Origin of the sequence: Paraburkholderia nemoris, from assembly GCF_905221015.1 — a bacterium.
Classification (GTDB): Bacteria; Pseudomonadota; Gammaproteobacteria; order Burkholderiales; family Burkholderiaceae; genus Paraburkholderia; species Paraburkholderia nemoris.
The window spans coordinates 133,013-145,297 of the sequence record NZ_CAJNBO010000006.1; the positions used below are offsets into that span (position 1 = coordinate 133,013).

Consider the following 12,285-nt stretch of genomic DNA (forward strand, 5'->3'; position numbering starts at 1 on the left):
TTGCGCTTCGCTGCGGTTCGACGCTCCGGCGATTTATTTGCCGGGGCGTCGAACCGTTTCTTCACCGGGACTATCGCTACGCTATTTCACGCGGCGGGACTTGAAGCCCGGCAGTGTCCGGGCATCGGGGCTCCACGCAAGGTGGACAGCCTGCTCCACGGCTGCCTTGAACTGCGATTCGCTCGTCCAGATCGGCATGCGTGTGCGATAAAAGTCCGCCCATTGAAATTCCGCGAAGGGTTCCGGTGTCTTCAGATAGCCGCCCGCGTCACGCACGAACGCGGCGAGGCTGCGGTACGGGTCGTCCGTGAGGCCGGAAACCTCATCGGGGATCGAGGAAATGGCTCGCAGGATGCCGCGGTCATCGTAGGGATGTACCCAGCGTCTTTCAATCACGGCGTCCCAGAACTTTGCGTCCGGTAGTCGCGACAGGTCCTCCACGACCTCCGCGAACGCCTTTGTGATGCCGCCATCCCACAGCGCACGCGCGAGGTGATGGTGGTCGATGACGTAGTGCCTGTCATGCTTGCCGATGACGGTGGGAATCGGTGCGCTTTTCAGAAAGTCTTTCAAAGACTTTGCATCCATGGCCAGCAGGCGCTTTCGTTTGGCATCGACTTCCAGCATGCCGACGGTTGCCTGCAGCGGACGCAGTTGTTCGATGCCGACACTCGTTATTCTTGCCATGGCGTGCCCCTCCGTATCCGGAGCATTCTACTGCTCTGCTCACGCTGGACTCCCTTAAATAGAAACGGTAGGCTGTCAGTGCTGGTGACTCTGTTTGGCTATGCTGGTCTTGAACGACAACGTGGAGCCTGCACATGGACGTGAGCACTGAAACGCTGGTGGAACTGTTGCGGGAAGTAGAAGCCGACGACCCGATCGACTACGCGGACCTTCCATTCGGAGAACAGGAACTCAGGCGGCTCGTCATGAGTTCGCTGGTCGAGCGTCACCACCAGGTCGAAGCAGGCAACATGTCGATCTCCGATATCCACGCGCTGTATCTGCTGAGCACCGCCAAACTTGTTCTCGAGAACACGGTGCTTCACGCGAGGCTGCTTCTGCTCCAGGGGCAACAGGTCGACGTACGGTCACTGTTGGCGCCGTTTACCCTCAAAGGCAAATCTTAAAGGCCGGTAGTCGGCACTGTCACCGGCAGCGCATTGCGCATGCCGGATCAGTGCCGCACGCGCATCACTTCTCAAGTTCCGCAAACAGCCAATCCTGGAAGCTATGCAGCTTCGGTAATTCGGCGCGAGATTTCAGCAGGTTCAGCGTATAGCCATTTACTGGCAGTCCTTCCAGACCGAACGGCGCCACCAGCCTCCCCGTTTCCAGTTCACGCTGCGCCAGAAGCAGGCTTTCGAGGCAGACGCCCAAGCCGTCCACCGCCGCGCTGATCGCCATGAACGATCGATCGAAACGCGGACCGCGTCCGATATCGAGCCGCGTCTTGCGATAAAGACGCATCCAGTCTCTCCATCCGACCAGACACCCCTCGCTATGAATCAGCGCATGGTGCGGTAAATCCGCGACGCTGCGCAGCGGATGTTCTCCGGCCATCAGCGCGGGCGAGCACAACGGCACGATCGTCTCGGGCGGCAACTCGAGCACCATCGTGCCGGCCGGCTGCAGTTTTCTCGGACCGTAGCGGATGTCGATATCCACCGCTTCCGAGATCAGATCCACCGCCTCTGAAGAGGCGTTCAAGCGCACGTCGATATCCGGATGCGCCGCGCTGAAACGCGCGATGCGCGGCATCAGCCATTGAGTCGCAAAGCTGGGCGTGCAATGGATCGTGAGGATGTCGCTCTTGGCGGCGCGCCCAATCTCGCGGGTAGCTGAATCGATTCGCGCGAAGGCCGCGGTGATTTCCTCAGCGTATTGCCGCCCGTAGTCCGTCAGGATCACCGTGCGGTGCAGCCGATGAAACAGACGAATGCTCAATTGCTCTTCCAGCAGCTTGATTTGATGGCTGACGGCTGAGGGCGTGACAAACAGTTCGTCTGCTGCGAGCGCAAACGAAGAGAGCCGCGCGGCGGCCTCGAATGCCTGTATCGACTTGAAGGTGACGCGATTGTGCATGGCAGCATCTAGGTGAATTGAATTCATCCATTGACCATCTTAATTCGTTTGAGCGCGTGTGAGCACGAGATTACGCTTGAGTCACTGGGATCGGCATCACAGCGGCCCCTGCAAAGCGATCCCCAAGGAGACAAACAGTGACCACTAGCGAAACCGCGCCGTACGCCCAGCTCGCGGAGCACGCCTATCAGATTCGCCGCAACGCGCTGCGCATGGGCGAAGTGCAGGGGCAGGGTTATATCGGCCAGGCGCTCGATATCGCCGATGTCCTCGCCGTCGCCTACTTCCGCGCCATGCGCTATCGCGCCGACGACCCCGAATGGGAAGGCCGCGACCGCTTTCTGCTATCGAACGGTCACTACGCCATCGCGCTGTACGCCGCGCTGATCGAGGCCCGCATCATTGCCGACGAAGAACTGGAAACCTATGGCAGCGACGACAGCCGTCTGCCGATGTCCGGCATGGCGAGCTATACGCCCGGCATGGAGATGTCCGGCGGCTCGCTCGGGCAGGGACTGACGATCGCGGTGGGCCGCTGCCTGGGCCTCAAGCGCAAAGGCTCGGATGCTCGCGTCTACACGCTGTTCTCCGACGGCGAACTCGATGAAGGCGCGATCTGGGAAGGCCTGATGTCCGCGGCTCACTGGAAGCTCGACAACCTGATCGCGATGGTCGACGTCAACAATCAGCAGGCCGACGGCCCGTCCTCGAGCGTCATGGCGTTCGAGCCGCTGGTCGACAAACTGCAGGCGTTCGGCTGGTTCGTGCAGCGCGTGGACGGCAACGATCTCGCCGCCGTCGTCGCCGCGTTCGATGCAGCACACGCGCATCCGGAAGCGCAACCGCGAATCATCGTCTGCGATACGCGGATGGGGCGTGGCGTGCCGTTCCTCGAAGCGCGCGAGAAAAATCACTTTATCCGCGTCGATGCGCACGAGTGGCAACTCGCGCTGCAGGCACTGGAAGCCGGGAGAACCGTATGAGCGCCGCCGTACCGAAACCGCGTTTGAAAACATCGGCGATGATTGCCTCGATCGCCGGTGAAGGGCAGATCACCCGCTCGGCTCCGTTTGGCCACGCATTGGTTGAACTGGCGCGCAACCGGCCCGAAGTGGTCGGCATGACCGCCGATCTCGGCAAGTACACCGACCTGCATCTGTTCGCGAAGGAATATCCGGAGCGCTACTACCAGATGGGCATGGCCGAACAACTGCTGATGGGAGCTGCGGCCGGCATGGCGCACGAAGGCGCGCAGCCGTTCGTCACTACCTACGCCGTGTTCGCCGCGCGCCGTGCTTACGACTTCATCCATCAGGCGATTGCCGAGGACAACCTCGACGTCAAGATCGTCTGCGCGTTACCCGGCCTCACGACCGGCTACGGTCCGAGCCACCAGGCGGCGGAAGACCTCGCCCTGTTCCGCGCGATGCCGAACCTCACGGTGATCGACCCGTGCGACGCCATCGAAATCGAGCAGATGGTGCCGGCCATCGCCGACCATCGTGGGCCCGTGTATGCGCGGCTGTTGCGCGGCAACGTGCCGGTCGTGCTCGACGAATACGACTATCAGTTCGAACTCGGCAAAGCGAAGCTGCTGCGCGACGGCGCCGAGGTGCTGATCATCTCGTCCGGGATCATGACGATGCGTGCGCTGGAAACGGCGAAGGCGCTGGCCGCCGATCGCGTCGACGTAGGCGTGCTGCACGTGCCGACCATCAAGCCGCTCGACACCGCCACGCTGCTGCGCGAAGCGCGCCGCTCCGGCCGCCTTGTCGTGGTGGCGGAGAACCATACGGTGATCGGCGGCCTGGGCGAAGCGGTGGCTGCGGTGCTGCTGACCAATGGCGTTACGCCACCGTTCCGTCAGATCGGTTTGCCGGACGCGTTTCTCGACGCGGGCGCGTTGCCGACCTTGCACGACCGCTACGGCATTTCCACCGAAGCGATGTGCGACACGATCAAAGGCTGGCTGCGGTAAAGGTTCATCAAAGCTGGTGAGCGTCGCGTACACGCGTACTCACCGATAGCAAACAATTCAGCAATCCATAAGCTTCATATTCAGGAGATCAGCATCATGTCAGAGTCACGTCTACTCGACGGCAAGGTCGCCGTCATTTCCGGCGGCGCGTCGCCGCGCGGTATCGGTATGGCGACCGCCCGCATGTTCGCGGCGCACGGCGCACGCATCGCCATTTTCGATCTCGACGAAAATGCTGCGGTCGAAGCCGCTGCGTCGATTGGGCCCGAACATCGCGGCTATGTGTGCAATGTGACCGACCGTGGCGCCTGCCAGGCTGCTGTCGAACGCACCGTCGCCGATTTTGGTTCGATCGATATCCTGATCAACAACGCCGGCATTACGCAGGCTGCCAAGCTGCTTGAGATCGACCCGGAAAGCTGGGATCGGATTCTCGACGTCAATCTGCGCGGCGTGCTGTATCTGTCGCAAGCAGTCGTGCCGCAGATGAAGAAGCAGAAGAGCGGCTCGATCGGCTGCATGTCGTCGGTATCGGCGCAGCGCGGCGGCGGCATTCTCGGCGGCCCGCATTACTCCGCGGCGAAGGCCGGCGTGCTGGGCCTCGCCAAAGCGATGGCGCGCGAACTCGGCAACGACGGCATTCGCGTGAACTGCGTGACACCGGGTCTGATCCAGACCGACATCAACGCAGGCAAGATCAGCGACGACAAGCGCGGCGAAATTCTCGCGGGCATTCCGCTCAATCGTCTGGGCGTACCCGACGATGTGGCCGGCGCCTTCCTGTTCCTCGCGTCGAATCTGTCGTCGTATATCACCGGCGCGGTGATCGATGTGAACGGTGGCATGCTGATTCACGGCTGACGCCTAACGGCAGGACGGGCCGTTGGGCGGGAAGCCGGCGGCGGCGATGGAGACCACGTAGTAGAAAACAGACGACCGCGGCGAGCAACACGTGCAGCCGCCGCGGTTCAGATTCCAAAACCATAACGACGCGCGATCCAGCATTGGAGGAAGACACCATGACAACCCGTTCGAACGCCCCGCAGGGCATTAGCCGCCGCACCTTTCTGAAGGCCGGTGCGACTTTATCCGCCGCCGCGCCGTTATGGAGCATCTCGCGAAGCGCGATGGCGGCCCCCGAGTTTTCGTACAAACTCGCCACCGGCCAGGACCCGACACATCCGGTCAACATCCGCGCGCAGGAGGCGATCAATCGCATTCGCGAAGCGACCAAGGGCCGCCTCGACATCAAGCTCTTTCCGCAGAATCAGCTCGGCTCCGATACCGATCTGCTCTCGCAGGTGCGCAATGGCGGCGTCGAGTTCTTCAACCAGGCCTCGTCGATTCTGGCGACGCTGACGCCCGCCGCGGGCATCGTCAACACCGGCTTCGCGTTCAAGGACTACGACGCGGTCTGGAAGGCGATGGACGGCGACCTCGGCAACTACATCCGCGCGCAGATCGGCAAGTCGGGCCTCGTGTCGGTGAGCAAGGTGTGGGACAACGGCTTCCGGCAGATCAGTTCATCGACGCGGGCACTGCGCGCGCCGGCCGATCTGAAAGGCTTCAAGATTCGCGTGCCGCAAGCGCCGATGCTGACCTCGCTCTTCAAGGCGCTCGACGCCGGCCCCGCGCCGATCAATTTCAACGAGCTGTATTCGGCCTTGCAAACCGGCGTGGTGGAAGGTCAGGAAAACCCGCTGCCGATCATCGCGACGGCCAAGCTCTATGAAGTGCAGAAGTACATCAGCCTCACGTCGCACGTGTGGGACGGTTACTGGATTCTCGGTAATCGCGCCGCGTGGGAGCGTCTGCCCGCGGACATTCGCGCGATCGTCACGCGTGAATTCGAAAGTGCCGCGATGCTGCAACGCGCGGATATCGCGAGGCTCAGCCTCTCGCTGCGCGACGACCTGAAAAAGAAGGGCATTACTTTTATCGATGTCGACCGCGATGCTTTCCGTGGCGCACTGGCCAAGACGAGCTTCTATCACGACTGGAAAGCCAAATACGGCGACGAGGCGTGGGGACTGATGGAGAAGTCCGTCGGGAAACTGGGGTAATGCGATGATCTCGATCTCCTATTCGCACGAGCGGCAGCATCGGTTCGCCTGTGCGCTCGACTCCGCCCTCGGTCATCTGGTGGAGATTCCCGCTGCGTTGCTGGTGCTCGCGGAAATCGTCGTGCTGCTGGCCGGTGTGACGAGCCGCTATCTGCTGCACGCGCCGCTCGTGTGGTCCGATGAACTCGCGTCGATGCTGTTCCTGTGGCTCGCCATGCTTGGCGCCGTGATCGCGTTACGGCGCGGCGAGCATATGCGAATGACGGCGCTAGTCGGCATGGCGCCGCCAGGTGTGCGCGCCTTTCTCGACGTGGTCGCGATCGCCGCGCCGATCGCGTTCCTCGCGATGGTGATCGGCCCGGCGATCAGCTTCGCGCAGGACGAGTCGTTCATCACCACGCCGGCACTTGAATTGTCGAACTCGTGGCGCGCGGCTGCGTTGCCGGTTGGTTCGGCGCTGATGCTGCTGGTGGCCGTGGTGCGGCTTGCCCGCATGGGCAACTGGCGCCTGACGCTCGCCGCGGTTGCAACGGTCGGTGCGCTGGCGGGCATCTTCATTGCACTCGGCCCGCTGTTGCGCGATCTCGGCAATATCAATCTGCTGATCTTCTTTGTCGGCCTAGTTGCGCTCGGTGTGCTGAGCGGCGTGCCGATTGCCTTCTCGTTTGGACTTGCCACGTTCGGCTACCTCGCGCTGACCACGAATACGCCGATGCCGGTGGTGGTCGGCCGGATGGATGAGGGCATGTCGCACCTGATCCTGCTCTCGGTGCCGCTCTTCGTGTTTCTCGGCCAGTTGATCGAGATGACCGGCATGGCCGCGGCGATGATCGCGTTTCTTGCGAGCCTGCTGGGTCACGTGCGCGGCGGACTGTCCTATGTGCTGGTCGGCGCGATGTATCTGGTGTCGGGCATTTCGGGCTCGAAAGCCGCGGACATGGCAGCAGTCGCGCCCGTGCTGTTTCCCGAGATGAAAGCACGCGGTGCGAAGCCAGGCGATCTGGTCGCACTGCTGGCCGCGACCGGCGCGCAGACCGAGACGATTCCGCCGAGCCTCGTGCTGATTACGCTCGGTTCCGTAACTGGCGTGTCGATCTCGGCGCTCTTCACGGGCGGCATGCTGCCGGGCATCGTGCTGGCGATCACCTTGTGCATCGTGGTGCAGTGGCGTTATCGGCGCGAAGACATGTCCGGCGTCAAGCGTGCGACGGGTGTGGAGATTCTGCGCAAGTTCGTCATCGCGTTTCCTGCGATCGCCTTGCCGTTCGTGATTCGCGCCGCGGTGGTCGAAGGTATTGCAACGGCGACCGAAGTCTCGACCATCGGCATTGCCTATGCGGTGCTGGCGGGCTTACTGATCTATCGCCGTTTCGAGTGGAAGCGGCTCAAGCCGATGCTGATCGATACCGCAACGTTGTCCGGCGCGATTCTGTTGATCATCGGCGCGGCGACGAGCATGGCGTGGGCGTTGACGCAATCGGGCTTCTCAGGACAGCTCGCGCAAACGCTCGGCGCGCTGCCTGGCGGCGCGGCGATGTTCATGGCTGCATCCATCTGCGTGTTCGTGATTCTCGGCAGCGTGCTCGAAGGTATTCCGGCGATTGTGCTGTTCGGCCCGCTGATGTTCCCGATCGCGCGGGCGATGCACATCCATGACGTGCACTACGCAATGGTGGTGATCCTCTCGATGGGCGTGGGCCTGTTCGCACCGCCGTTCGGCGTGGGCTATTACTCGGCCTGCGCGGTGAGCCGCATTCATCCCGATGAAGGCATGAAGCCGATTCTTGGCTACATCGCAGCGCTGATGGTCGGGTTGATCATCGTTGCTGCGGTGCCGTGGATATCGACAGGTTTCCTGCATTGATCCGCTGACGTATGAGGCTGCGCGGTACGGCCTTATACGAAGTTCTTCCGCCTGATCCGATTCGATCCGTTTTGATTGCCGCCGCCCTGTATGCAGGGGCGGCGTAGAGGAGCCTTTTGTCATGTCCACCACTGAAGCTCAGTCTTCTGCATCGGTCGCTTCGCTTACGCCATCGACTTCGCTATTGGCCGCAGCGACGCAAACGCAATCTCGTCAGCAAGCACCCCAACTGCCGCTGGCCGACGCAATCCGCTTCCTCTCCATCGATTCAATTCTGCGCGCGGGTGAAGGCCATCAGGGCGTGCCGCTCGGCATGGCCGAAATCGCAACCGCGTTGTTCACCCGGCACCTGAAATTCAATCCCGCCGATCCAACCTGGCCCGATCGCGACCGCTTCGTGCTGTCCAACGGCCATGGCTCGCTGCTGCTGTATTCGCTGCTCTATCTGACCGGCTATGCGGCGATCGGGCTTGACCAGCTCAAGACTTTCCGCGAACTGGGTTCGCATTGCGCGGGGCATCCCGAGTACGAGCCGGCGCACGGTATCGAGGCGACCACCGGTCCGCTGGGGCAGGGCATTGCCAACGCGTTCGGCATGGCCGTCGCCGAAGCGTATCTCGCGGCGAATTTCGGCCGCGAGCTTGTCGATCACTACACGTATGCATTCGTCGGCGACGGCTGTCTGCAAGAGGGCATCGGTCAGGAAATGATCTCGCTGGCCGGCCATCTGCGGCTCGGCAAACTGATCCTCTGCTGGGATGACAACCAGATCACCGACGACGGCAGCACCTCGCTCTCCATCAGCGAGGACGTCTGCGCACGATTTCGTGTCGCCGGTTGGCAGGTGATTGAAGTCGACGGCCACAATCTCGAAGCGGTCAGTGCGGCGTTGACGATTGCGCGCGCCGATCCGCGGCCCTCGATGATCGCGTGCAAGACGGTGATCGGCCGCGGTATCGCGCGCTTGCAAGGGCAGCGTGGCGGCCATAGCGGCAAGCTGTTCCAGGCGGATGCCGACGCGGCGCGCGCACAACTCGGCTGGCCGCATGCACCGTTCGACGTGCCCGCCGATGTCCTCGGCGCATGGCGCGAAGCGGGCCGGCGCAGTAGCGAGGAATACAACGCGTGGCATGCACGCCTCGCCGCGTTACCGGACGCGGAGTGCGCCGAGTTCGAACGGGTCATGGCGGGTGGTTTGCCGGAAGGCTGGCGTGACGTGCTCGACGCTTATCGCAAGCTTGCGGTGGAACGCGACGAGCCGCAGCCCGGCATCACCGTGTCCGGCGAGATCAGCGATCTGTTCGCGCCGCTGCTGCCTGAACGCATGGTGGGTTGCGCCGATCTCGAAGCGCCTACGGGCCACAAACGCCAGTTACACGCCTTCACCGCCGACGACCGCAGCGGCGCGTACGTCCACTGCGGCGTGCGCGAGCATCTGATGGGGGCGATGGCCAACGGCATGGCTGCGCACGGCGGCATCGTCGCGACCAGCGTCACATATCTGGCGTTCTCCGACTATCAGCGCCCGGCGATGCGCATGGCCGCGCTGATGGGCTTGCCGGTGCACTACGTGTTTAGCCACGACTCGATCGGTGTCGGAAAAAACGGGCCGACGCATCAGCCCGTGGAGATACTCGCCTCGTTACGCGCCATGCCGAATATGCGCGTGCTGCGTCCCGCGGATGCGGTGGAGGCCGCCGAGTGCTGGGCGCTCGCGCTCGAACATCGGCGCGGGCCGAGTACGTTGATTTTTGCAAGGCAGGCGTTGCCGCTAGTGCGCCGCGAATATAGCGCCGAGTCGTTGTCGCGTCGCGGCGCCTATGTGCTGGCCGAAGCGGAGGGCGGCGCGCGTGTCGTGACGTTGCTGGCCACGGGCTCTGAGGTCGCGCTGGCGTTGCAGGCACGTATTCGGTTACAGGAAGAGGGCATTGCGACCGCCGTGGTGTCGATGCCGTGCTGGGAAATCTTCGATGAACAGGACGCGGACTATCGCGCCGCGGTTTTGGGTCCGAACACGGTGCGCGTCGGTATCGAGGCAGCATTGCGTTTCGGCTGGGACCGCTATCTGGGCGAGCGTGGTGGTTTCATCGGGATGACGGGCTTCGGCGCTTCGGCTTCCGCCGAGACGTTGTACGAGCACTTCGGTATCACCGCGCAGCATGTCGTGGTCGAAGCAAAGCGGCATCTGTAAATCAACAAGGACATGAGCATGCATAAGATCGCCTTTCTCGACCGCGCCACACTTGCGTCGCAAATCGTGTTGCGCGAACCGCGCTTCGAACATCAGTTGATCGAGTATGAAAACACGGCGCCTGAGCAGGTGTTGCAGCGACTCGCCGGGGTGTCGATCGCGATCATCAACAAGGTGGCGCTGACGCAGGAGGTGCTCGCTCAATTGCCCGATCTGAAGCTTGTCGCCATCGCGGCCACAGGCACCGATTGCGTCGACAAAGCGGCTTGCCAGCGGCTCGGCATCGCCGTGTGCAATATTCGCGGCTATGCGATCAACACGGTGCCCGAGCACACCTTCGCACTGATACTCGCGCTGCGGCGCAATCTGATCGCGTATCGCGAAGACGTGCTCGCCGGCGAGTGGCAGAAGTCGGGGCAATTCTGTTTCTTCACGCACGCGATTCACGATCTGGCCGGCGCGCGTCTTGGCATCATCGGTGAAGGCGTGCTCGGGCAGCGTGTCGCGGAAATTGGCAAAGCCTTCGGCATGCAGCCGATGTTCGCCGCGCACAAGGGACGTGACGGTCTCGGTCCGCTGTACACGTCATGGGACGAGGTGCTCGCGACCAGCGACATCATCACCGTGCACAGTCCGCTCACACCGAACACGCGAAACATGCTGGCCATGCCCGAATTTTGCGCGATGAAAAGAAAGCCCTTGATCATCAACACGGCGCGCGGCGGCCTCGTCGACGAAAGCGCCTTGGTGCAGGCGCTTGACGAAGGTTTGATCAGCGGTGCGGGTTTCGATGTGACCGCAAGCGAACCGCCTCCTGAGGACAATCCGCTGATGCGTGCGGCCGGTCGCCCGAACGTCATTCTGACGCCGCATGTTGCATGGGCGTCGGACGAGGCGCAACAGAGTCTGGCCGATCAATTAATGGACAACATTGAAAACTTCGTCAACGGTGTGCCGACCAATCTGGTGCAAGGGGCATATTGATTGACAGCGCACGCGGCATCACGCTGCGTGCGGATCGTCGGACGAATCGTGTGCGCACCGATCGCACACAGAACTAGTTCGTTGCCGACAAAAATCTGACCGCTCCGGACGAGAAAATTGCCTCGCGCCAACCGCATGGTCCATGAAATCGAGCTGTGGTCCCCCGTGGCCGCGGGTGCAGCGAGTGCCCGCGGTTTTCGGACGATCTTGCCCCGAGCTCGCAACCATTCGGCACAGGTTATTTTTTCGCATTAGCATACGAGGGATGTCCCGTGCCGTTCGGTGGAGTGATTCACCGGACCATTGCCACCGGACCATCAACGTGTGCGGATCGCGTAAATCATCCCCACATCAACCCATCGCAGGCTCACGCTGCGAACTTGCCGTTTGGCATGCTCTTCTAGCCAACGGCCATCATCAATCCAATCGTCGCGATTGAACGAATCGTTGGTTAATATGAGGAATGTACGTACATCATTTATTGTCGGAGTGCTGCTCCTCGAGTTGGTGTTCGGCGCTTTTCTACTGCTGCACAAAAGCCATCGCTCGACGGTCGACCCCGACCCGACGACAAGCGGTTCGACGGAATTGGCCGCGACTTCTCCTTCATCGGGTGACATCCATGTGACGGCGGGAAGTGTGATCGGCGCGGCGCCTCTCTCCGGCAGCACGGTGACTGACCCCAAGCAGTCTACTAGCGGGACTTTGGCGACCGTATCCGGCTCGCCAGAGGACGACGCCGTGCCATTGCCGCAAGCGAACACGCAACCACGCGAATCGGTCGCCGTTCGTGCTTATGCCGAGTCGAAGACCGCCCATGCGCTGGGAAACGATGGCACGCGTGACAGTCTGCGTCGTCATGGCTCGAATCCGGTCGCGGCCGCGATCACGGATCAGTTGGTCAAGGAGTCCGCGAAGCTCGATCCGGCTTTGCCGCCGCCGACCCAAGTCCAAGCCCAGGCCCAGGCCAGTCATGATGACTCGTATCGCACGGGCTCGAATCCGGTTGCGGCCGCAATGACTGACCAACTGGTGAGAGAGTCCGCGAAACTCGATCCGTCACTGCCGCCGCCGAATTAGTCGGACATGAAGTAAGCGCGCGGCGCGATGCCCGGGT

At 62.2% G+C, this 12,285-nt stretch carries 11 protein-coding genes; 9 read left to right on the plus strand and 2 right to left on the minus strand.

Annotated elements, in window-relative coordinates; all coding sequences use genetic code 11:
- Positions 1–81 precede the first annotated feature (81 nt).
- The gene (locus tag KHO33_RS11310; RefSeq protein ID WP_054033631.1) at positions 82–687 is read right to left on the minus strand and encodes a ParB-like protein; all 606 of its coding nucleotides are present in this window, start codon (positions 685–687) and stop codon (positions 82–84) included.
- A 134-nt stretch (positions 688–821) separates the two neighbouring features.
- On the opposite strand from KHO33_RS11310, the gene KHO33_RS11315 reads away from it, so the two are divergent.
- Positions 822–1,133 (plus strand): hypothetical protein, encoded by a 312-nt coding sequence (locus KHO33_RS11315; protein ID WP_054033629.1) that lies wholly within the window; start codon positions 822–824, stop codon positions 1,131–1,133.
- 64 nt (positions 1,134–1,197) lie between these two features.
- On the opposite strand, the gene gcvA is transcribed toward KHO33_RS11315, so the two are convergent.
- The gene (gcvA, locus tag KHO33_RS11320; protein ID WP_175049985.1) at positions 1,198–2,088 is read right to left on the minus strand and encodes a transcriptional regulator GcvA; all 891 of its coding nucleotides are present in this window, start codon (positions 2,086–2,088) and stop codon (positions 1,198–1,200) included.
- 137 nt (positions 2,089–2,225) lie between these two features.
- Here gcvA and KHO33_RS11325 point away from each other — a divergent pair, with 137 nt between their 5' ends.
- The 8 genes from KHO33_RS11325 (at position 2,226) to KHO33_RS11360 (ending at position 12,248) form a co-directional block, all read left to right on the plus strand.
- Complete coding sequence (locus KHO33_RS11325; RefSeq protein ID WP_054033628.1) at positions 2,226–3,071, plus strand: transketolase; 846 nt, start codon at positions 2,226–2,228, stop codon at positions 3,069–3,071.
- Positions 3,068–4,066, plus strand: coding sequence for a transketolase family protein (locus KHO33_RS11330; protein WP_054033626.1), 999 nt, complete (start codon positions 3,068–3,070; stop codon positions 4,064–4,066). The genes KHO33_RS11325 and KHO33_RS11330 overlap by 4 nt, the downstream gene beginning before the upstream one ends.
- Positions 4,067–4,162: 96 nt before the next feature.
- Positions 4,163–4,927 (plus strand): SDR family NAD(P)-dependent oxidoreductase, encoded by a 765-nt coding sequence (locus tag KHO33_RS11335; protein WP_054033623.1) that lies wholly within the window; start codon positions 4,163–4,165, stop codon positions 4,925–4,927.
- A gap of 158 nt (positions 4,928–5,085) precedes the next feature.
- Positions 5,086–6,129, plus strand: a complete 1,044-nt coding sequence (locus tag KHO33_RS11340) for a TRAP transporter substrate-binding protein (RefSeq protein ID WP_054034227.1) — start codon at positions 5,086–5,088, stop codon at positions 6,127–6,129.
- 4 nt (positions 6,130–6,133) lie between these two features.
- Positions 6,134–7,993, plus strand: coding sequence for a TRAP transporter large permease (locus KHO33_RS11345; protein WP_200565077.1), 1,860 nt, complete (start codon positions 6,134–6,136; stop codon positions 7,991–7,993).
- A gap of 121 nt (positions 7,994–8,114) precedes the next feature.
- On the plus strand, positions 8,115–10,184 hold the full coding sequence (tkt, locus tag KHO33_RS11350) for a transketolase (protein ID WP_200565076.1): 2,070 nt from the start codon (positions 8,115–8,117) through the stop codon (positions 10,182–10,184).
- Positions 10,185–10,202: 18 nt separating this feature from the next.
- Positions 10,203–11,168: a D-2-hydroxyacid dehydrogenase gene (locus KHO33_RS11355; protein WP_054034226.1), complete on the plus strand. Its 966-nt coding sequence runs from the start codon at positions 10,203–10,205 to the stop codon at positions 11,166–11,168.
- 456 nt (positions 11,169–11,624) lie between these two features.
- Positions 11,625–12,248, plus strand: coding sequence for a hypothetical protein (locus KHO33_RS11360; RefSeq protein ID WP_200565075.1), 624 nt, complete (start codon positions 11,625–11,627; stop codon positions 12,246–12,248).
- Positions 12,249–12,285: the final 37 nt, after the last annotated feature.